The sequence below is a fragment of the Arthrobacter sp. S39 genome (genome assembly GCF_004320525.1).
Taxonomy (GTDB): Bacteria; Actinomycetota; Actinomycetes; order Actinomycetales; family Micrococcaceae; genus Arthrobacter.
In genome coordinates, this window is record NZ_SIHX01000025.1 from 1 (window position 1) to 20,291 (window position 20,291).

A 20,291-nucleotide genomic window follows, 5' to 3' on the forward strand; every position below is an offset into this window, starting at 1 on the left:
ACACGGAGCAGGCCGCTGATGTGGACATCATCATCACCACGGCCCTGATCCCGGGGCGTCCGGCACCGAAGCTGCTCACCGCCGAGGACGTTGCCGGTATGAAGTCCGGCAGTGTGATCGTGGACATGGCTGCCGGGCAGGGCGGGAACGTGGAAGGCTCCGTCGCCGGCGAACGCGTGGTCACTGATAATGGTGTGGTGATCCTGGGGTACACGGATCTTCCGGCGAGGTTGCCGGCCCAGGCGTCCCAGTTGTACGGGACGAACCTGCTGAACCTGCTCAAGCTCCTCACCCCGGAGAAGGACGGGGTGTTGCGGATCGATTTCGACGACGTGGTGCAGCGTTCGGTGACGGTGGTGCGGGATGGTGAGAAGACGTGGCCGCCGCCCCCGGTCCAGGTCTCCGCCGCACCCGCGGCCAAGACCACGACCCCGGCAGTGGAAAGCACTGCGCCGAAGAAGAAGGCCGGGCTCAGCCCTGCCGGTAAGGCCGGGCTGTTTGCCGCGGGCATCGCGGTGCTGTTCGGGATCAACGCGGTCGCTCCGGCGCCGCTGCCGCAGCACTTCACGGTGCTGATGCTTTCGATCGTGGTCGGCTTCTACGTCATCGGGAAAGTCCACCACGCGCTGCATACCCCGCTGATGTCTGTCACGAACGCGATCTCCGGGATCATCGTGGTCGGGGCGCTGCTGCAGGTCACCTCCGAGAACGCCGTGATGCAGGTCCTTGCCGCGGTCGCGGTGCTGCTGGCCAGCATTAATATCTTCGGCGGCTTCGCCGTCACCCGCCGGATGCTCGCGATGTTCTCGGCCGGGAAGGCACGTTCATGAACGCGATCACCGAAGCAGCAGCCGCAACACTTACGAGGAGCTTTACTGTGTCTGACACCGTCTCCTGTCCGGTGACCGCCGACTCCATCGCGGGAGCGGCCTACATCGTCGCGGGCCTGCTGTTCATCCTGTCCCTCGCCGGGCTCAGCAAACACGAAAAGGCCCGGGCCGGGGTCATCTACGGCATCAGCGGGATGGTCATCGCCCTCGCCGCCACCGTTTGGTTGACCGTGCAGGGTGACTGGGGCACCCGCCATGGACTGACCGGCCTGGTGCTGCTGGTGGCCGCGGTGCTGGTGGGCGGGGCGATCGGGCTCTGGCGCGCCCGCGTCGTGGAAATGACCGGGATGCCCGAACTAAGCGCGCTGCTGCATAGCTTCGTGGGTTTCGCCGCGGTCCTGGTGGGCTGGAACGGGCACCTTGAAGCCCCGGCCCTGTCTCCGGATCTGACAGCGATCCACCATGCCGAAGTCTTCATTGGTGTGTTCATCGGCGCGGTGACGTTCACCGGCTCGATCGTGGCGTTCCTGAAACTCTCCGCGAGGATGAAATCCACGCCCCTGATGCTGCCGGGCAAAAACGTCATCAACCTCGGGGCGCTGGCCGCGTTCGTCGCCCTGACCGTCTGGTACGTCAACGACCCCCAGCTCTGGCTCCTCATTGTTGTCACCATCCTGGCTTTGGGGCTGGGTTGGCACCTGGTGGCGTCCATCGGCGGCGGGGACATGCCCGTCGTCGTGTCCATGCTTAACAGCTACTCCGGCTGGGCCGCCGCGGCCGCGGGCTTCCTGCTCAACAATGACCTGCTCATCATCACCGGCGCCCTCGTCGGGTCCTCGGGTGCTTACCTGTCCTACATCATGTGCAAGGCCATGAACCGGTCCTTTATCTCCGTGATTGCCGGCGGGTTCGGGATCGCCGCCCCCGCCAGCAAGGGGGACACGGACCACGGCGAGCACCGCGAAATCACCGCCCAGGCCACCGCGGAGATGCTGACCAACGCCTCGTCCGTGGTTATCACCCCCGGCTACGGCATGGCCGTGGCCCAGGCCCAATACCCTGTCGCGGAACTCGCACACCAGCTCCGCGAACGCGGCGTGAACGTCAGGTTCGGCATCCACCCGGTCGCAGGGCGTCTGCCCGGACACATGAACGTGCTCCTCGCCGAAGCCAAGGTCCCCTACGACATCGTCCTGGAAATGGACGAAATCAACGACGACCTCGGCGACACCTCCGTGGTCCTCGTGATCGGCGCGAACGACACCGTGAACCCGTCAGCTGCCGAAGACCCGGGAAGCCCGATCGCCGGGATGCCCGTCCTCCGGGTCTGGGAAGCAGAGAACGTCATCGTGTTCAAACGCTCCATGGCCGCCGGCTACGCCGGCGTCCAAAACCCCCTCTTCTACCGCGACAACTCCCAAATGCTCTTCGGCGACGCCAAAACCCGCGTCGAAGACATCCTCCGCGCCTTCTAATGAGAGAAAAGACCATGCCCCGACGTCAAATTTTGCCCAACGGCACTGTGCAGAACCCATCGCGCTCGAGAGTGGCGGATCAGGCTCCCTATGCAGAGAAAACCCCGGCACCCCGAGAAGCCATCAACATCGACGCCATTTCCTCATCCCCTTGGGTTGGTCTTCATTACCGCCACGAGTTCTTGCTCCACTACAGGCACGAGCTGTTGGTACTACATCTCCAGTACTGATGCTCCGCGAAAATGGTTGGCCAGGGGATACTCGTCCCCCACCAGCGGCTTAGATCATACTCATCGGATCCTGCAACTCGGCTCGTGCCGAAGCGGTATAGCTCACCCTGATATTTGTTTCACTACTGGAGCTTCGTATGAATCGAACAATGTTTAAGTCCAAGATTCACCGGGCCACAATCACGCATGCTGACCTGCACTACGTAGGTTCGGTCACCGTTGATCTGGATCTGCTTGATGCTGTAGACATCCTTCCCGGCGAACTGGTATCGATAGTGGACGTGACCAACGGCTCCCGCCTGGAGACCTACACCATTGCCGGCGAACGCGGCTCAGGAGTGTTCGGCATCAACGGACCGGCGGCCCACCTGGTCCAGGAGAACGAACGACATTGTCATTCTCCTTACTAATGCGGCGATGACCGCTGAGGCAGCCAAGACACACGAGCCGAGCGTGGTACACGTGGACCAGAACAACCGCATCATTCAGCTGGGAAACGATCCCGCGGAAGGCTTGACGTCAGGCTTGCTTCGTCCGCCGTTTCCCTGAGTAACGCGGGGCCTTAAAACGATAGACCGGGAGCGGCGCGTATCCAGGTCCCCAGTAACACGAGCCGGCGGCGCACACCTCAGGGCTCTAGTAGCCCACCGGGTGCGGAGCCCTCCGTAATCTCGTTGAACTGCTGGGAGCCAAGGCTGCTCGCGTAACAGTTCCGGCGATTCGCTAGCAGTCGGGTCCTTTTTTGTCGAGAAGCGACGAGCTATTTCGGAGTGTCTGTCAGAAATTGTCAGTTGGTAGATGTCTATTCAACGAAGGGTAACCGGAGGCAGCGGTCTTCCGGGTCGATCGTAGCCATGATGCGGCGGCTGATCTCGTTGAGGTGCTTCAGGTGGTCCTTGGTGAGTGGGTCGAACGTGAGTCTGCGGACCTCTTCGACATGCCCTGGTGCTGTTTTCACGACCTTGTTCCACCCTTGTTCGGTGAGCGTTGCCAGGGTAGAGCGTCCGTCGGTGGGGTCCGAGGTCCGGCTAACCCAGCCACGCTTTTCGAGACGGCCTACGACTTGGGAGAGACGGGGCAGTGCGGATTCGGCCATGACGGCCAGATTGCTCATACGGAGCGTCCGATTGAGCGCTTCGGATAGGGATGACATGACAATGTATTCGAAATGGCTAATGCCCGCGTCCCGCTGCAACTGAGTATCCAAGGCTCCGGGAAGCCGAAGTAGAACACTGGCGAAAGCAACCCATGTGGCCCGCTCTTCCTCATCGAGCCACCGGGTCGCGGCCTGCGGCGCCTCCCTGGTGCCGGGGACTGATAATTCACTGCCGACTATTTTTTCCATAACACGAGCATACCCAGTGTCAAGTTCAATCTTGAAGTTAAGTTTATTGGATTTTACTTGCATATTGAACTGACTGAACCTATTGTTTAGTTCAAGATTGAAGTGAACCTGAAATTCGGGGCGCTTTGACAAACCCTTATCCAACGCACCGAAGGAACCCGTCTTGAACATCACCCTCTGGATCATCGCTTCCGCCCTCGCCCTTGCATTCCTTGCCGCCGGCGCCATGAAGATCGCCCAGCCGCAGGAAAAGCTCGCAGCCTCCGGCCTGGGCTGGACCGAAGACTTCAGCTCCGGCGCCATCAAGGCCATCGGTCTTGCAGAAGTCCTCGGCGCGTTCGGCCTGATCCTTCCCGCCGTGACCGGCATTGCCACCTTCCTTGTCCCCGTGGCCGCCACCGGTTTGGCTGTCGTGATGATCGGCGCGATCATCACCCACCTCAAGCGCGGCGAGAAGCAGATGGCAGTCATCAACATTATCCTCGGCGCCTTGGTCCTCATCGTCGCCGCCGCGCGCTACGGCGCCTGGGCCTTCTAACGCACCCACGAGCAGTAGTACCAGCAGCAGATTCCCGAAGGAGTCATCTTCATGGCCACCACCGATCCCTTCAACCCGGCAAGGCCCGCCGGCGCTTACGATGACCTACTCACCCGCGTCCTGCCCCGAGCAAAGGCGCAGAAACCGTGGCAGCCTGAAGACGGTCCGCTGCCGTCACTGTTCGTCAGCCACGGCGCCCCGCCCACGCTCGATGACCCGGAATGGCTGAATGACCTGTTCACCTGGTCCCAGTCCATGCCCAAACCCCGTGCGATCGTGATCGTCTCAGCCCACTGGGAAAACGCACCACTTGCGATCACCGGCATCCATACCGGGACGCCCCTCTACTACGACTTTGGAGGGTTCCACCCCCGCTACTACACCGTGAAGTACCCCACCCCCGATGCCACCACGCTGGCCAGGCGCATCGCCGGGACCCTGGCGGACACCACCGCTATCCACCACCACGCCAATCGGGGACTGGACCACGGCGCCTTCATCCCCCTGATGGCGATGTACCCGGCCGCCGACGTCCCCGTTGTGCAACTCAGCATGCCAAGCCTGGACCCCGAAACATTACTGAGACTCGGTCAGCGCCTGAAGCAGCTCCGCGAAGAAGGCGTGCTGATCATCGGCTCCGGATTCATGACTCACAGCTTTGCGGTGATGCGCAATCCGGGACTTATCGGATACACCCGAGCCTTCGATGAGTGGGCCAACAACGCCATCATCCACGGAGACATCGACGCACTCACCGATTACGCCGCCAAAGGACCCGGCGCCCGAATAGCCCACCCCACCGCCGATCACTTCGTACCACTACTCCTTACCTTCGGGGCAGCCACCGACCCCTCTACGGCCACGACTACCATCGACCGCGTGCGTTTTGGAAACTCCATCCGCTCCATACAGGTCGCCTGACAGGGGCCTCCGGGAACAACGGCAGAATCTAAGGCCCCCCGAAGGACAACCGAGAACCAAGACGACCGCCCGAGAAGAGTCGTGACAGGCGAAATCGCACGTTAGGAACGGAAACCAGGCAAGGCGATTTCCGAACACCCGGACCTTCACGGGCTGATTTTGCAGCACCCCTTCATTTCGATATGGAGGCCCAAACCAAGCCTCGGAAGAATCTGCTGCCGGGGTTCGTGTGCTCCGCTGCGGAAGTAGTCCATTCGCCGATAGAAAGCATGGCGGCCGATTTGCTCCTCTATGGACGTCCCACAACGGGACAAATCAGCACCACCTCTTACCTAACGGCCATTAGTTAGATAGGCTGAAGGAGGCGCACAGTGGCACCTCTTGCTGGCGCTTCGGTAAGCTATTTGGCAGAAAGAGCCGAACATGTCAACGGACGATTCAAGCGCCAGGTCCCAGCCAAGCGGCATGATGTTTGGAAGCGGCTTGTCAGGAATGATTGCTGCCTACATCAGCGCTAGGGCCCAGGAGGACAACGCCGCTGCAGACGATAGCTGGCACGCGCAGCTCGCCTTCCGTCCCCGAGCACGGGCAAAAGCAGATCGCGCCAAGGGAGCGTCGGTAAGCTGCGACGTGTTGAACAATTCCTAATTTGGCTTCCAGAATCAGAGTGGACAATGAGGCTGTAGCAGTCCATGAACCACGAATGATTCTCATAGGTCTGTGCAGAAGGTGGAACCCGCTCCCGAGAAAGTCACGAGCCTGCCCACTAGGGTGACTCCTGGTGGGATGAGTGTATCTAGCATTCAATCAGGGACAGGACCACGAGCCTTGAATGAGCCTACTGGGGTGGCGCTTGACGCTGCCACAAGCATCTTTCAACCTCCCCGGTTACCGCGTCCTCTCCGCAAGTGTTCTGGCCGATGGCCAGCGCCGGGTCATCGAAACTGACTAGCCACTGGGCTGCCCGACCTTCGGTGTCATGGCGGCGCCTCCAGTGCGTTAGGGACATTCCCGCTGCCGGGGCCGTGGAAGTACCCTGGTCCAAGTACCGCTGGTTCTGCGAGGAGCTTAATAGCCCACTGCCGATCAGGTGATAAGTGCCGGTCGTGTAGCTTGATTCGTCGGTGGCTAGAGTCAGGGCGAGATGGCAATTTCTTGCGCATCTTAATCTCGTGAAGGTTTCGCCCTGACGTCCCTCGCCACACCTGGCAGGGGCCTTTTCAGGAGCCCATGTCGGCTGACTCATAGGTGCATGCAGAATCCCACCCGTCCCTAGTTCGACCTCCACGCACAGCTATGCGAGTTTTACAGATCCCGGCAGCAGGCCTTGCCGAGGACTGTCCCTTCGGGCTCCGGTCAGATTCAACTACACCCCAACTGGACGTCAGGCAGCCGGGTCAAACATCCTCAGAATATGGTCCTACGACGGTTCCTGCATTCCCTGAGTAGACAGTCTCAGACTCAGATCTGACAGAAGACTTGGGCCGCCAGCAACGAGGACCGTATCCCTAAGCTTTGGGCGCCTGCCTATGCGGCCGGCCATCGATGGCCGCAGTAAAGGAGCCCGGTGCGACCGGGAAACTCTCACATTGGCGAAGCTCCAGTCAAATAGCGGTTGACCGGAGCTTCGGTACATTATGCGTACGTGAACCTTGGAGTTCCCTTGGAGTTCCCTGTAAATGGTGGGTGCGTGGCTCGTGTCGACCATGCCGGCGGCCTCTTGGAACGATTTGTCATGAAGCACCCCGGCCACTAGGGGCCGGACAAGCGGGGCTTCTACTGCTGTGCAGGGCGCGATGTCAGATATTCGCGTAGTCCTGGGATTGCGAAGTCCACAAGTCCGTGGCCTGCAGGTTCTATGAGCCCGGCGTCCAGCAGTCGGGTTCGGTAGTTTCCCACAGCGTTGGGCCGCATTCCGGTCCTTTTGCCGATGTCTGTGGTGGACGAAGGAGCCGAGTCTTCGGCCATGGCCTGGAGGAAGTCTCGATCTCTCCCGGATGTTGTTGAGAGTGCAGCTTCGATGACCACGCGTTCGTTTCGGCGGCGGGCGGCCGCGACTGCCCGGTCCACTGCTGCGGCATCCAGGATTCCAAGGCCGCTCTCCGCTTCCTGCCAGAGGTAGTAGCCGACCAGTTGGATCAGGAAAGGGTAGCCGCCGGTGCCTTCGGCAGCGCTCCTGGCCAGTTCGGGGCTGAGAGTCTTACCTGCCCCTTCAAATGTTTCGGTGAAGGAGCGTTCGACTTCAGCGATCGAAGCTGCGTGGAGGTCGATCCGGTCCGCTCTACGCAAAAACGTGGCGACCCCTTCATTCAGCAAATCGGAGACTGCGGCCGGCAATCCGGCAAAGATGAGTCCGATGGGCAGCCCATCTCGGATGAAGTGCTGCACGTCGGCCGCGAGTTGGGACAGTTCCCGCCGATCAGCGGCATGGATCTCGTCTACGGTGATGACCAGGCCGGTGCCGCGCTGTGCCAACAGACGGAGAAGCTGCGCACCACGGACACGCCAGTCAACCTGTTCTTCAGGAGCGAGCTGGGTCGTGACGGCGAAGCCGGCAACTGACAGCGCGGTGACCCGCCGGCCGGTGGGTCCGTCGCCCAGTTCATTGGTCAGCCGTCGCATCGCTTCACCAATGCGGCCCAGGAATCCTCCGGTAGCTGTCTCGGAAACTACCGCCCAGCCACTTGCTATGGCGAGATCTTCGGCGGCGCCCAGCATGACGGTCTTGCCGATACCCCGGGCTCCCGTGAAGATGGTCAAGAGACCCGGGGCGCCCGAACCGAGACGTAGGCCGTATGCGAACTCGTCCAGCACTCCCCCGCGGCCGACCAGATCGGGCGGCGTCGCCCCTGCTGTCGGGCGAAACGGGTTTTCCATGAGCGCTCCTGTGAATGTCTATGAATCCTGTGAACCTTGTGAATCTCACGATATCAGGTTGGTTGCTGCGCCCAGGAGGTGCGTCCGGTCCGCCCGGGCTCCCCCACTCCCGCTGCGCCTCTGGGCGGGCAGCGACTGTACCCAATTGCCCAGACACTGCCTGGACAGTGCAGAGCTTTATGGAGCCGTTAACCCTCGCACTCGAGGCAGTACGAATGGCCCTTAGCTTCCCGTGCGAGTTGGGACCGGTGCCGGACGAGGAAACAGGAGTAGCAGGTGAACTCGTCCGCGGCCTGGGGAATGACCTGGACGATGAGTTCCTCGGCGATGATCTCTCCCCCGGGGGTGAGGCCTTCATCGAGTGCGTCGGCCTGGTCCAGTTCGTTGACGACGCTGCGGGCATCCGGGGCATTCTCGGACTGCAATGCCTCCAGGGAACGGTCCTGGGTTTCTTTGACGTCGGAACGGACTTCGTCGTAATCGGTTGCCACTTTAGGTGATTCTCATTTCTGACGTTTTCTACGATGTTCTTTCTGACGAGACTGCAACGTACACCAATGCACCGTTGTTCCCATGTCAATGGGACTGGAGAACCTCGTCACCGGGTGGCCCTGGGAATGCCTAAACTTTGGTCATGAGGGTTTCAAAAACGGATTCCATCGCTGGGCTGCCGGCCGAGTTGGCCCGGGCCATTGCCCGCAAGTTCAGGGGCCGGGAAGGGGTCGCTGATGTTGTCGCAGACCTGCTCGACGGCACGGAATTTGAACTTGAGGCAGTCGTTGCGGGTTTGGAAGCTGCCGGGTATCTGGAGAAGATCCGGGTCGATAACGATGGGGACGTCTGGTGGGACACGACCATCCAGGGCAATGCCTTGGCGATGGCAAGTTTCGGAAAGCCGATCAGCAGAAAGACCGCAGACCGGCTCGTGACCGGGTTGCTGGAACGCGCGCGGGACTACAACGCGGACCCGGGAAATCCGACGTTTATCAATACGCTCAGGGTCTTCGGGAGCTATCTCAGCCCAGAGATTGACCCCCTGGGGGACGTCGACATCGAGCTCACCTACGGTCGAAGGATCACAGACCAGAAGGCCCTGGCGGACTACACCAGAGCCAGCGGACGATCGTTCAACACGTACGTTGACCAGCTGCTGTGGCCGCAGACTGAACTCGTCCTGCACCTGAAGAAACGGTCAGCGTTCATCAACATCACCCTTGAAGACATCACCAGGCTGACCGACCGCTTCGAAACGATCTACAGCATCGATGCAGACCCGCAGGCCGTCCGCCCGCCGGCCGACAGCGCCCTCATCGGAAGGTAGTGGACTCGGGGACAATTACTACGCCACTTCGTCGCAACGTACGTGCTGACCCGTCAGGTCTGTAATGGTCCAGAGTACTTTGGACTATTACAGCCTGGGCTCCACGAATCAGGGCTGGCTACTCGCCCGGGTCGTGTCCGAGGACCCGGAGCAGGTCGCCGGTGATCATCCGTAACTCTTCGAATCCGTGTTGGTAGAACAATGGGGTCATGTGGGTCAGGGGCGTGTTGTCCAGTTCGGCCAGCAGCCGCAGGGCCTCTGCTATGACGTCCTGATCGCTCCCCCGGTCTGCGTCCTGCTGACGATCTGCCTCTTCGTGCCCTCGCGTCATGTCATCCTCCCTCGGGGTCAGTTATTCCGGGCCGACCGCGGGCCGGTGCCGTCGAACGGGTCTGCGCCCTACAGGGTGGGGCCGCGGCGTCCCTGGTCCGGGCCGGCGGCGGGTCCGCGGCGTGCAGCCTTACGCTGTGCTTCCTCCGCGGCCTGGTCTTCCTGGGCCTTGCGGATCTGGGCCAGCTTCTCGGCAAAGTCATTGCTGGCCGCAGGCTGCTTCACCTGTGCTGCGGCTAACCGTTCCTGCCATGACTTCTTGGCATCCCCGCCAGCAGTCTCTCCAGCGGAGCGGTTTTCCTCGCGGCGTGAGGCAATGTCTTTCAACGCCTCGTTGACGGCTTCCGGGGCCTGCTCAGGTGCCGGTGCACCCGGGCGGGCGTCCAGGTTTTCACGGACCTTGCGGGCCGTACCAGCAACGTGTTCGGCGCGTTCCTGCTCGGGGGTCAGGGTGACGTCCTGTGAGCGTTCCGCACGCAGCACGTCCACGACGCGCTCTGCCGGTGTCGGTTCGGTGGCTACCGTGGCCTGGACCTCTGCGGCCTCGGCCATCAGCTTCGCGTCATCGGCGGACAGGGGTTCCTTCGCAGTCTGGGCAGAGTATTTGTGCATGGCGGTGACGCGGGCGGCCAGCTGTGCACCGGTTCCCTTTTCGGTGTACTCCTCGGGAAGGACCTTCGTTTCCGTCTCCGGGATCCGGTAGGTGTCACGGAAGGTCTTGACCTCCACGGCGAGGTCCCGCCATTGCTGCTGCTTTTGCGTGTCTGAGGGGACCGGTCCGAGGGCTTCGGCCCAGGCCGGCGGTTCTGCGGCCAGCTGGGATCCGAGTCGGTTGACTTCCTGGCCCATGACCTCCCGCCGTCCTTCGAGCTCCTTGCGCCACAGGACCGGCGTGTCCTTATGGGTGATGACGTCGGCCGGAGCCATCCATGCCGGCAGACCATCCGGGGCCGGGGCCGTGGCCGCGGCGACGGGCTCGGGCAAGCGGCGGCGCAGCATCTGCTCTGCCTCGATCCGGCGGAGAATCTGGTCAGCAGCACGGACCCGGGGGGCGTTTTCGTCCCGGGTGTAGTTGGTGACCGCGCCGCGTTCGTAGGCTTCATCCGCGCGGACCTGCTCCGGCATCAGCTCACGCAAGGCCTTCTCCTTCTGCAGGGATCCGGCAAGCCAGCGGGCCTTCGCAGCCGCGGGGGAATCGTTGATCGTGTCGTCGGTGCGGAGCTGTTCCTTGGCGCGGGCAATCCGGGCGTCAAGGTCATCGTCGCTGACGTGGCCGTGAAGCCGGGACTGCCACGGGGTTTCCTTGGTCTCGGCCAGCCAGTTCCGGGCCAGATCCCGGCGGTCAGCTACGGGGCCTGTCTGGGACTGGCCGGCGTTGGCCTGGGCGCGGATCAGCTCACCGGCTGCGCGGCGCTGGAGACGTGTCAGTGCTTCGTCGCTGACGGCTTCCAGGGGCCGGCGCACGGGTGCTTCGGCGCGGGTGCGCCAGTAGTCCAGTTTGTCCTCCACGCGCCAGGCCAGGACGGCCCCGGCGTCCTGGGATTCCTCGAACGGATCCCGGGCGGCGTCGGTGAGGAGGTGGGCGAGGTTGAAGCCTTCGTTCTCTGCCTTGCGCAGGTGGGTGGCGATCGCTCCCCACGCGTCCGAGTCGATGAAAGGCTCCGCAGCACCTTCACCCAGGATGCTGCGGGCGGTGTTGGCCATCCGGAGCTCGTTGGCCTGGTCGTCAATGTCTTTGTAGACGTTGACCATGTCCGGTAGTGCCCGGGCGGCTGCGCTGGCGGCGTCGATCTGTTCGTGGGCGGTGAGGTTCCCGTCGTGGTTTCCCGCCCCGGACCGGAGCACGTCGGCCAGGGTTTCGCCGTCCTGGACGACCCCGTAGAGGTTGTTCGATTCCCGTCCACGGGACGCGGCGACATAGGCCAGGGAGCGGGAAAGGCCGGAGCCGATCAGGGCGTGGGTGGTGTCGCACGTCAGGCCCTGGGTGCGGTGGATGGTGGCGGCGTAGCCGAGCATCGTGTTCTCCCGCACGTACCGTGCGGGCAGGGTGATCGTCCCGGCGTGGCCCTGGTGCTTGGCGGTCAAGGATCCGTCGCCGTGGACCTCTGCAACGGTCCAGACGTCGTTGTTCTTCACGAAGTCTTTGCCCCGGTTAAGGGACAGCCGGCGGTTGTTCTGCCGGGTGACGATGACGTCTCCGGCCCTGGCGGCGAGCCCGGCCCGCAGTGCCGCGGCCGGGCCGTCGGCCAGGGCGCCGGTGCCGAGCCGGTAGGCCTGGGCGCGTGCGTTCAGTTCGGTGACTGTGGCGTTATCGAACGCCATCATCACCGAATGCTTACCGGCGGCGGTGTCCTTCTCCCATGCCGTGTAGACGTGGGAGGTCATCGTTTCGATGTCTCCGCCGACCACGCGGCGGTTCTGGCGGTAGAAGGCCCACGGGTCATCTTCACCAACAGCCGGCGGTTCGCGCAGCGCCAACGTGGCGGCGGCCTCGGCGTTGTTGGGGGTGCCGTCAGCGTTCCTGAAACGGTGCAGGTCCTCCAGGTGCACCGCACCCACGGTGTTCTTCAAGTACCGCAGTGCGCCGCCGGAACCAACGGCGGAGAGCTGATTGTCATCCCCCAGAGCGCGGACAACAGCGCCGTGCTGTTCCGCGACGGTAACGACGGCGGCGAACAACTCCGTGCCGACCATGCCGGCCTCGTCGAGGAAGATCACATCCCCCGGTGCCAGGGCCACTCTGTTGGGGTTCTGCGTCTTGTGGCCTAGGACAAAGGAGTCAATGGTGGTGGCGTTGGCTCCGAGTTCCTTGCCCATGACTGCTGCCGCGGCGGCAGTAGGGGCAAGACCGATCACCTTGCCGCCGGCCTCCCTCACCGTGTCGGCAGCGAGCTTCAAGGCCGTAGTCTTACCGGCACCCGCGGGGCCGACACCGACCACCAGGAGCTTGTCACTGCACGCGAACTCCCCGGCCATGCGCAGCTGCCCGGCATCAAATTCTTTGTCCTGAGTTGCCAGCGCAAGCTCAAACGCGTCCCGTGTTGCGGCGGGGATAACGGTGCGCTGGGCTGCTGTCAGCAATCGGTCTTCACTGTGCAGGACACCGGAGGAGGTGTAGAGGGTGGAGTGGACTTTGCCGTACCGGCTGGCACCGTTCCGCAACCGCAGAGCCTCAATCTCGGAGGCCGGGTTGGTCGCAGTAATACGGAGTGAGAACTGGTCAATGGCGCGGGCCTTGACCTGTTCAATGAGGTCCTTGGGGATGGGCAGTTCACCGAACTTGGACCCCAGCCGCCGGCGCGTTTCGGCGTCGATGTGGTGTTCTCCCCACACGCCGCGGCTACGCTCCAGGGTACGGATGACACCGGCGGCTTCGATGGCCGGGTCCACCTCGTCAGCGTGCGTCACCAACGGTTTGCCCTCGCGCTCGGCGGCATCGCGCGCGTCGTGCCGGTGCGCCCGGGCCTTCTCCACCGCGGCAGGTCCCACGGCCATGCCGGGGACCTGCGAGAATTCTTCGGTCCACTCCGTCACCAGGTCAGAGAGCCTGCGTGCGGCCTTCTTCTCCGGCCTCGTGTCGAGGGTCGCACGCTGCGCAAGGGCGATCATCGCCTTGGTGTCGGGGGCGTAGCCGTGGTCCTCGGTGAACTTCTGCACCATCTGATCCAGCACCGGTTTGATATCCCCCGAGCGGGAGGAACCCGCGTCAATGGCGGCGAGGTTCACCCCGGCGATCTCAATCACGGGCCGGTCCCCGGAGACTTTGCGTGTCGTCACTCCGATGCCCAGGCGGGTGCAGACCTTCTCCATGACGGTCCGGTTGTAATGCTCGGACGCGGCGACGTTGAACTGGTACAGCAGCCGTCCGTCGAGGCTTGACCACTTCCCGTCAGCGCCCATGACCTTGTTCGACACCACAACGTGATCGTGCAGTTGCGGGTCCCCGCTGCGGGAGTCGTAGTGCCGGAAGGTGGTGTAGACGAGTCCGCCTTCGACGTCTTCCTGGCGGACGCCGTTGCGGCCGCGGCGGGTGAACGTCGCTTCCTTTTCGAGGAATGCCATGGTCTCTTCGATGGCTTCGTGGTGGGCGGCTTCGATCTGGACGCGTGCGTCCTCGCCGCCGACAGCCCACAACAGGGACACGGACTTCGCCGGCGCGAACACCAGGTCATAGCCGGCGACGGTCTGTGAGCCGGGTTTGGTCTGGGCGGTGATGAACCTGCCCAGTTCCTCCTTGTCCCCAGGGTTGCGGCCGTTGAGTTCGCGGAAGTATTGTGCGCCTTCCTTGGTCCGGATCAGGCGCCTCGCATCCGCGTCAGGCTCGCGGTGATTCATGCGCTGGAAGTCGCCGGTGGCGGTGTTGATCCGTGCCTGGAGCTCGTTGTCTTTCTGCGTGGGCTTGCGGTATCGCTGGCCCAGGGCGACCTTCGCGGACGGGTCAGCTGCCAGTTTCGCGGCGGCGTCAGGGTGCAGCCCTTCACCGAACAGGGCAGACATCTGCGCCTCTGAGACCGCGCCGGTGACGCCCAGGAGTGCGGCACCGCCGCCGCCCCAAAGACCGGGCGGGTTGCCGTCCACGGTGTAGTAATCCCCCAGCGAACGGTCCTTCGTGCGCAGCTCATCCCCACTGGCGACTTCACGCGTGTAGTACGTGTATCCGTCGCCGGCACTGAGCTTGTGCACGGTCATCATGAACCCACCCTACCCGCCAAGGGACCTCACTCGTCGATGATGCATGAGGTGTGACAGATTCAGAGAGTGTTTGCCTTTCGACAGGGGAGAAAATCAGAAGGCAATCGCTCGCTGTTTTGGCCATCAAGTCTTTGATGCGGTTCTGCACATGAGAATGGGCGGTGGATAACACGCTTCTCGTTATCCACCGCCGCGTTCGATTGTGTGGAACCGCTGCGGATCGGGATTGTCCACAGGTGGGCAGGTCGGAGACCTGGTTTCTCTCGGAGCCGTCCAGGTGCGGACAACCCCGATCCACGCACCAGCCCGAGCATCGTGAGGTCCGGTCCTGTAGGTTGGTTCACGAGTGGATCAACCGCAGACGACCAGCCCGAGCGAGAGCGAGGGCCGGTCCGGTGGCCACGCCGGCCATGGGCCAGTCACTGCGCTAGCCGTTAGGTCTGTCCCATGGAACACCCAGGGGGAGGGACCCATGATCATGGCAGCACCAAGGAAGTCCGCACAGCAGTTGGCCGCACGCGAGAAGGCACGGGCGAAAGCCCAGGAGCTCACTGCCCGCCACGAAAAACTCATTGACCTCGCTGCTGAATTCTTCGAGCAGCAGGAACAGGCCGACCAGGTACGCGCTGATGCCCAGGCGAAGGCGGACGCGATCATTGCCAAGGCCGATGAAGATGCCGCAGCGGCCACGCGCAGCGCCGCCGGCACGGTGGCCGCGATGGTCGCCGCCGGCGAACCGAAGTCAGCCGTTGCCTCGCGCCTGGGTGTCTCCGGCGCCGAACTGAAGAAACTGCTCGACCTCGACGCGGCCGAGCAAAGCGAGGCCACGCCCGCTGCTGCCCATGGCGAGGAAGCGCACGCTACGGCTCAGGCGGCCTAAGCACCACCGCACGCAACGATGGTCCCCGGCAGTACTACTGCCGGGGACCATCTGCGTCTTGGCGTGCCGCGTCCTAGAAGAGTGTGGGGGCGTCGGGGTCCGCCCCGGTGAGCAGGGCCCGGATCCGTTCCTCACGGTCCCAGCCGTGGGCTCGGACTTCATCGCGCAGCAGGCGGGACCGGTCAGCGAAGAGAGCGCGGGAGAGCCCGCGCCAGCGGAACATCGATCCGTTGGAGTCCCGGCCCTTGGCCAGACGGTCTGCCATATTCTCACGGTTCGTTCCGGGAACCAGATGCGTGTCCGCGCCGGTCGTAGCCCGGACGCAGATCGGCACATCGCATGAATGTATCAGATCCCCGAAGGAATCCAGCGGCAGCCCGTGCACCAGATGGAACGCGAAGCGATGCGGGCGTACCGCCCGGGTGCGTCCATCAGCGTTCAAGGTAAAGCGGCCATACCCATCATCAGAGACGGCCGCTGTGTAGAGCCAGCAATCACCCGGGCGCGGGCCCTTACTGACCTTGGCCCAGAACCGTTCTGCCGGGGCGGGACTCATCGGGCACTCACCAGCTGCGCCAGCGCAGCTCGAGCTTGTTGGCTGCAAAAAAGAAACCGGCCATGAAAAGGAATCCGGGGATAGCCTGGGCGAAGCCCTGGCCGAACCAGAAACCAAGCGCGGACAGCAGGGCGATCACGCCGGCTGCTTTGCACAGGAAGATCAGGATGCCTTGGCCGGCCTGGACCGGGTGGGTGAGTGCGTAGATGATCCAGCCCGCCAGGGCCACAGCCGCGAAAGCTGCGAGGAAGATAAAGATGAACATCGTCCGGTCCTAACGGTCGTGTGCGAGTGGTGGCGGGCAGGCCCACAAGCCCAGCGCTTTGGCCCTGGCCTTTTCCGCGGCCGCTTCAAAGGTGCGGCTCATGGCGTAGTCCTTGCCGTAACCGGTGGCCTCACCATGGCCGAGTTCCACGATGGACTGGTTGACCAGGGCACCGTCAGTGGTCCAGGCGTAGGCCAGCAGGCGGTCGTACTTGTCTCTCTCCCCCTGGGCCGGATCCGCGGACAGGAACACCTGGCCGCCGTCGAGCTGCGAATGCAGGAAGTCCGATGCTTCGAGACCCCCGCACTCCACCGGGGAATCCTCTTTCACGGTCTCGGGGGTGTTCACACCCACCAGTCGGACGCGCGTGGAGGTCCCGTTGCAGCTGATCCGGATCGTGTCCCCATCCACCACGCTCTCCACCAGGTACGGGCCGCCGACGTCGTAGGCAAGAGCCGGAGGCTTGGACGCTGTGCCGGTAGGTTCGCATCGAACCGCCTCGGGCACTTCCCGGGCGTCCAGGGTGAGTGGTTTGTTGTCGTATGGATTGCAGCCGGTCAGGAACACGGCGGCGGCCACGGTGGCCACAAGGATCCCAACGTTCCGGCGGCGTGTGCGGTGGGGGCTCACGGCCTGTCCTCGCTGGCTGCGGTTTCGGCGCGGGTGCGCCGGCCCGGGCGCATCGACCCGGCCGGTACGTCGGCCCATTTGCGGCCGCCGTTGTGTTTGCGCTGGAGACGTTTCACTTCCCGCATCGTCGCGGCCACGACCAAATCAGAGAGCGACGCGTACCCTTCCAGGGGGCCGGCGGCTTGGAGGGCTGCGCGTACCTGGTCGGCCTGGGCTTGCGTGAAGTACGGGGTGATGTGCGACGTCGGCTTGGTCATGGTCAGCCTGAGGTCTTCTCTTCCGGCCATGGGTACAAGGTGCCGGGGCGGTCCCCGCTCACAAAGGACAAGCCGTCGTCACTGAACTGGAGGCCGGAGTGCCCGTGACTTCCGGAGGCGTGGGCGAACGCCGCCAGGGCAATCTCCATTAGGGGACGGTCCAGGCCGTCAAGGATTTCGCCAACACCCACCGGAACGTCGGCGGCCACGGACGCCGCGAGCATCAGGAACCGCCGTTCCCCACCGGAGAGCGCGCCGACATGGGGCGGGATCTCGCCGAAGTCGATCCACGTTTTCCCGCTCATGGGGTCCTCGTCGATCCACGGGTTGCCGGGTTCAGCGAACCGGCCGCCGAAGGCGCGGATCAGCATTTCTGTTCCGGCTTCCAGGGTGTAGCTGCCTCGGACGCGGGCGCGGAGCTGGTCGTGGAATTCAGTCATGTCGGATCTCCTTCGGACGGGAATTTTGGTGTCGGCGTGTGTGCTGCTGGCACTCACGATCATTCTCGCGGAGCCTGGACGAAGTCTGCGCCGGCGGTTCCAGGTACGGGTTTTCGATGGGGACGTTAATGGTGCCGGACGGGTTGGCTTCGAGGCCGAACCAGTCAGCGTCGGTGATCCGTCGCGGGCTAAGCGGGAACCGCTCCCCCTGCTGCGCGTTAGCCATGGTGTTCACGCTGCCTGGCTGTGGTTCATGGAAGCCTGGACCAGCTTGTCCCGGCGCAACCCTGACCAGTGATCCTGATCGTCGCGGTTATTAATCACCACAGGGGCCTGGGCGTAGCCAAGTTCTTCGGTGATGTATTCGAGGGCGGCGGGGTTCTCGGTGATATCCACGGCCGTGTAAGTGATGCCCTTGGACTCGAAGTACGCCTTCGTCTTATCGCAGTTGGGGCATTCCGGCTTGGTGTAGACCGTGTAATCGGTGGGTGAGGAAGTCATTTTCAGTACCTGGTTTCGTATGAGTTCTAGTTGCGTTCGACTGCTTGACTTACTACCTCCATCCTACCAATTATTCAACTGAATAAGTAGGCTTTTGGTCAGCAATCTAGAGGTTTTTTGATCACTTTTGGGTAAGCGCTGGCAGTGGTGAGGCCGTCAGATTCCGGCGTGTAGCCGCCCCGTTCCTGGTCCTCGGAATAGAGCCGCCCTAACAGCCGGCCCTCCACGGTCCGCGACAGCCGGCACCTGGTGGCCACGGACGTTCACTATGTCGTCCCCGGCATCTTTGGGTTTGAGTAGCTAGCGGGGTGGGGACACCCATGCCTGGTAACTGCTGCGCTGTCCCCACGGAACGGCTGGTGGTGGCCGCGTTGGAACGGCGGTCCGTCTCTGGTGACCACGCTGGGTGCTGCCACCTGGGGAGGCGGACCGCCCGCGATTCTCACGGTTCCGATGCCCTGTTTCCCTGCCCGTGCGGGCCTTGAAGTTTTTCCCGTTTTGGCCGGTAGACTGTGGGGAGAAGAAACCCCGGAACCTAGATACTTCGAACATCTAGGGTCCGGGGTTTTTCTATGCCCGGTGGTGGTTACTTGCCGCTGTCGATGATGATCTGTTCAGTCTCCGAGGCGGTGTAACCCCATGTGACGAGCTGGTTCAGGTAGTCGCGGTGGGACTGGTGCGGTGCCCGCCATGAATCTTTGGCGATGGTCTTTTCATACCCGGCGCAGATCAGGGCGATCAAGGCGAACTCGGGTCGGGTCGTGGTCTTGGCCACGTGTTCCCTCAGCGGGTTCCACGCCCACGTTTTCTCCCCTTCGATCTTTGCTCCTGCCATGCGCGCGGCCACTTCGCCGTCGTAGCCGCTGGCGACTTCTGAGTGGTGGGTGATGGCGTGGACGGTGAGGTACTGCCAGCCCTTGGGAGCCTGCTTCTTTGCCAGCAACGCGGTGACCCATTCCCGGCGTACGGTCGTCGCCGAAATCATCAGTTTGTTGTTCTCGATGAGGGTCTTTCGTTCGGCTTTCTGCTCATCGGTCATCGGTCCTTTCTGCGCGGAGCTGCCGCCGTCGTAACGCTCGTGCTTGGGTGTGAAGCCCAGCGCTTCCCACCCGGTGATGACCGGTTTGGCGGAGTGTTCTCCCTGCCAGTTGCTGGTGATGATGTAAGCGTTAGCGTCGTCCTCGGTTGCGTCCTCCCCATCGGAGCGGCGGGCAGCGGAGACGTACAGGCTTTTCTCCCCTGCGTAGTGCCCTGCGTCCTCCACAATGGTCTTCCCTGCCGCTTCGAGTTCGGCAATCAGGGCCGCGAGGGCGGCGGCTCGGTCCCTGCGGTCCCGCAACTGCTGAGCCACGTGATGCAACTGGTCCGGCTCGTCGGCCAGTACGGATTCGATTTCCTCAGTAGCGTCCTGGTTCCCTTCAAATTCGGCCAGTATCAGTGCTTCCTCGATCGTGCATCCCTTCCCCAGAGCGGCGGTCCCCGCGTCCGTGGACTTCGCTTTCAGGGCATCCTCAACAGTGGTTTTGGTCCGCCCGGTTTTCTTGGCGATCTGCGCCGCTGAGACACCGATCAGGGACAGCTGGTGGTAGGCGTCGGCCTCATCCGCTTCGGTCAGCGCTGCACGCTGGATGTTCTCCACCACCTGCGTCACGATCCGTTGGGCTTCTTCGGGGCTGTCCATGACCATGACCGGGATCAGGGGACGGGCAGCTTCGACGGCGGCGCACGTGCGGCGCTGTCCCATCAGCACGTGCACGGTCCCATCGTCCTGACGGTGGGCGATCACCGGTTCCAGCACGCCATGTTCCTTGATGCTGGCCACGAACGAAGGCGTCAGGGCCGCGTCCTTGCGGACATTCACGTCCACCGTCAGCGTGGCCGGGTCCAGCCATTCCAGCGTCGGGGCTGTAGCGATGGGGTTTTCTGCGATTGCAGTCATGGGGTGGTTCTCCTTGTTTCATCAACTCGGGGTGAGGAGGCTGTGGAACTGTGCCAGCTACTGCCCTTCTCCTCCGTTGTTTTTTGGTTGCTGGCAAGCTCGCTTGCTCGGCGGCCGACGGAGCCCTGTCTACCCAAAGGGCAAGGTGCGCGAAATTCCCGGAGGAAATCAGCGACGCAGGAGCGCCGGAGGGAAATTCCTGCGCCGCAGGCCCCGACGAAGGAGGGGCTAGACGGGGTGGAGCGGACGCCTAGAATCCGAAGG

Annotated in this window: 19 protein-coding genes and 1 pseudogene; 7 read left to right on the plus strand and 13 right to left on the minus strand. The window is 63.1% G+C overall.

Annotated features, from left to right (window positions below):
- The 3 genes and pseudogenes from EYS21_RS22810 to panD form a co-directional block, all read left to right on the plus strand.
- Positions 1-830: Re/Si-specific NAD(P)(+) transhydrogenase subunit alpha (locus tag EYS21_RS22810; RefSeq protein WP_131135523.1), on the plus strand; the 830-nt coding region annotated here is incomplete at its 5' end.
- On the plus strand, positions 827-2,305 hold the full coding sequence (gene pntB, locus EYS21_RS22815) for a Re/Si-specific NAD(P)(+) transhydrogenase subunit beta (protein WP_207307866.1): 1,479 nt from the start codon (positions 827-829) through the stop codon (positions 2,303-2,305). The genes EYS21_RS22810 and pntB, both read left to right, overlap by 4 nt.
- 367 nt (positions 2,306-2,672) lie before the next feature.
- Positions 2,673-3,084 (plus strand): annotated as a pseudogene (gene panD / locus EYS21_RS22820) (aspartate 1-decarboxylase).
- 253 nt (positions 3,085-3,337) lie between these two features.
- Here panD and EYS21_RS22825 read toward each other — a convergent pair.
- A complete protein-coding gene (locus EYS21_RS22825; protein WP_347559601.1) occupies positions 3,338-4,051 on the minus strand; it encodes a MarR family transcriptional regulator in 714 nt (237 codons plus the stop codon).
- Between EYS21_RS22825 and EYS21_RS22830 the strand changes: the two genes are divergently transcribed.
- Positions 4,044-4,418, plus strand: coding sequence for a DoxX family protein (locus EYS21_RS22830; RefSeq protein WP_131135524.1), 375 nt, complete (start codon positions 4,044-4,046; stop codon positions 4,416-4,418). The two genes, EYS21_RS22825 and EYS21_RS22830, sit on opposite strands and share 8 nt — an antisense overlap.
- 51 nt (positions 4,419-4,469) lie before the next feature.
- Positions 4,470-5,339, plus strand: coding sequence for a class III extradiol ring-cleavage dioxygenase (locus EYS21_RS22835; RefSeq protein ID WP_131135525.1), 870 nt, complete (start codon positions 4,470-4,472; stop codon positions 5,337-5,339).
- A 1,776-nt stretch (positions 5,340-7,115) separates the two neighbouring features.
- On the opposite strand, the gene EYS21_RS22845 is transcribed toward EYS21_RS22835, so the two are convergent.
- Positions 7,116-8,216, minus strand: a complete 1,101-nt coding sequence (locus EYS21_RS22845; protein ID WP_131135527.1) for an ATP-binding protein — start codon at positions 8,214-8,216, stop codon at positions 7,116-7,118.
- Positions 8,217-8,404: 188 nt separating this feature from the next.
- Complete coding sequence (locus tag EYS21_RS22850; protein ID WP_131135528.1) at positions 8,405-8,707, minus strand: DUF4193 domain-containing protein; 303 nt, start codon at positions 8,705-8,707, stop codon at positions 8,405-8,407.
- Positions 8,708-8,850: 143 nt separating this feature from the next.
- Here EYS21_RS22850 and EYS21_RS22855 point away from each other — a divergent pair, with 143 nt between their 5' ends.
- On the plus strand, positions 8,851-9,537 hold the full coding sequence (locus EYS21_RS22855; RefSeq protein ID WP_131135529.1) for a hypothetical protein: 687 nt from the start codon (positions 8,851-8,853) through the stop codon (positions 9,535-9,537).
- A gap of 118 nt (positions 9,538-9,655) precedes the next feature.
- Here EYS21_RS22855 and EYS21_RS22860 read toward each other — a convergent pair whose 3' ends face one another.
- Together EYS21_RS22860 and mobF are read right to left on the minus strand one after the other, a co-directional pair.
- Positions 9,656-9,868 (minus strand): hypothetical protein, encoded by a 213-nt coding sequence (locus tag EYS21_RS22860; RefSeq protein WP_131135530.1) that lies wholly within the window; start codon positions 9,866-9,868, stop codon positions 9,656-9,658.
- 68 nt (positions 9,869-9,936) lie between these two features.
- Positions 9,937-14,559, minus strand: coding sequence for a MobF family relaxase (mobF, locus tag EYS21_RS22865; RefSeq protein ID WP_131135531.1), 4,623 nt, complete (start codon positions 14,557-14,559; stop codon positions 9,937-9,939).
- A 478-nt stretch (positions 14,560-15,037) separates the two neighbouring features.
- On the opposite strand from mobF, the gene EYS21_RS22870 reads away from it, so the two are divergent.
- On the plus strand, positions 15,038-15,439 hold the full coding sequence (locus tag EYS21_RS22870; protein ID WP_131135532.1) for a hypothetical protein: 402 nt from the start codon (positions 15,038-15,040) through the stop codon (positions 15,437-15,439).
- Between the two features lie 73 nt (positions 15,440-15,512).
- Here the strand turns inward: EYS21_RS22870 and EYS21_RS23880 are convergent, their stop codons facing one another.
- From EYS21_RS23880 to EYS21_RS22910, 8 genes are all read right to left on the minus strand, one after another.
- Positions 15,513-15,704 (minus strand): hypothetical protein, encoded by a 192-nt coding sequence (locus EYS21_RS23880; RefSeq protein WP_242633580.1) that lies wholly within the window; start codon positions 15,702-15,704, stop codon positions 15,513-15,515.
- 298 nt (positions 15,705-16,002) lie between these two features.
- A complete protein-coding gene (locus EYS21_RS22880) occupies positions 16,003-16,260 on the minus strand; it encodes a chemotaxis protein (protein WP_131135534.1) in 258 nt (85 codons plus the stop codon).
- 9 nt (positions 16,261-16,269) lie between these two features.
- On the minus strand, positions 16,270-16,890 hold the full coding sequence (locus tag EYS21_RS22885; RefSeq protein WP_242633581.1) for a thermonuclease family protein: 621 nt from the start codon (positions 16,888-16,890) through the stop codon (positions 16,270-16,272).
- Positions 16,887-17,177, minus strand: coding sequence for a hypothetical protein (locus EYS21_RS22890; protein WP_242633582.1), 291 nt, complete (start codon positions 17,175-17,177; stop codon positions 16,887-16,889). Before EYS21_RS22890 ends, EYS21_RS22885 begins: the two co-directional genes overlap by 4 nt.
- Complete coding sequence (locus EYS21_RS22895; RefSeq protein ID WP_131135536.1) at positions 17,150-17,587, minus strand: hypothetical protein; 438 nt, start codon at positions 17,585-17,587, stop codon at positions 17,150-17,152. The genes EYS21_RS22890 and EYS21_RS22895 overlap by 28 nt, the downstream gene beginning before the upstream one ends.
- Positions 17,580-17,813, minus strand: coding sequence for a hypothetical protein (locus tag EYS21_RS22900; RefSeq protein ID WP_131135537.1), 234 nt, complete (start codon positions 17,811-17,813; stop codon positions 17,580-17,582). Before EYS21_RS22900 ends, EYS21_RS22895 begins: the two co-directional genes overlap by 8 nt.
- A 5-nt stretch (positions 17,814-17,818) precedes the next feature.
- Entirely contained in the window at positions 17,819-18,088 is a 270-nt protein-coding gene (locus tag EYS21_RS22905) for a glutaredoxin family protein (protein ID WP_131135538.1), read from the minus strand.
- 586 nt (positions 18,089-18,674) lie between these two features.
- Entirely contained in the window at positions 18,675-20,003 is a 1,329-nt protein-coding gene (locus EYS21_RS22910) for a ParB/RepB/Spo0J family partition protein (protein WP_131135542.1), read from the minus strand.
- Positions 20,004-20,291 lie beyond the last annotated feature (288 nt).

What these genes read in the sequence shown, in the direction of transcription:
- mobF (WP_131135531.1), bottom strand. Translation starts at nt 14,559, where the DNA reads ATGATGACCGTGCACAAGCTCAGTGCCGGCGACGGATACACGTACTAC.
- EYS21_RS22825 (WP_347559601.1), bottom strand. Translation starts at nt 4,051, where the DNA reads ATGTTCAAGACGGGTTCCTTCGGTGCGTTGGATAAGGGTTTGTCAAAG.
- EYS21_RS22890 (WP_242633582.1), bottom strand. Translation starts at nt 17,177, where the DNA reads ATGGCCGGAAGAGAAGACCTCAGGCTGACCATGACCAAGCCGACGTCG.
- EYS21_RS22860 (WP_131135530.1), bottom strand. Translation starts at nt 9,868, where the DNA reads ATGACGCGAGGGCACGAAGAGGCAGATCGTCAGCAGGACGCAGACCGG.
- EYS21_RS22855 (WP_131135529.1), top strand. Translation starts at nt 8,851, where the DNA reads ATGAGGGTTTCAAAAACGGATTCCATCGCTGGGCTGCCGGCCGAGTTG.
- EYS21_RS22880 (WP_131135534.1), bottom strand. Translation starts at nt 16,260, where the DNA reads ATGTTCATCTTTATCTTCCTCGCAGCTTTCGCGGCTGTGGCCCTGGCG.
- EYS21_RS22845 (WP_131135527.1), bottom strand. Translation starts at nt 8,216, where the DNA reads ATGGAAAACCCGTTTCGCCCGACAGCAGGGGCGACGCCGCCCGATCTG.
- EYS21_RS22895 (WP_131135536.1), bottom strand. Translation starts at nt 17,587, where the DNA reads ATGACTGAATTCCACGACCAGCTCCGCGCCCGCGTCCGAGGCAGCTAC.
- EYS21_RS22835 (WP_131135525.1), top strand. Translation starts at nt 4,470, where the DNA reads ATGGCCACCACCGATCCCTTCAACCCGGCAAGGCCCGCCGGCGCTTAC.
- pntB (WP_207307866.1), top strand. Translation starts at nt 827, where the DNA reads ATGAACGCGATCACCGAAGCAGCAGCCGCAACACTTACGAGGAGCTTT.
- EYS21_RS23880 (WP_242633580.1), bottom strand. Translation starts at nt 15,704, where the DNA reads ATGGCAGACCGTCTGGCCAAGGGCCGGGACTCCAACGGATCGATGTTC.
- EYS21_RS22870 (WP_131135532.1), top strand. Translation starts at nt 15,038, where the DNA reads ATGGCAGCACCAAGGAAGTCCGCACAGCAGTTGGCCGCACGCGAGAAG.
- EYS21_RS22905 (WP_131135538.1), bottom strand. Translation starts at nt 18,088, where the DNA reads ATGACTTCCTCACCCACCGATTACACGGTCTACACCAAGCCGGAATGC.
- EYS21_RS22900 (WP_131135537.1), bottom strand. Translation starts at nt 17,813, where the DNA reads ATGGCTAACGCGCAGCAGGGGGAGCGGTTCCCGCTTAGCCCGCGACGG.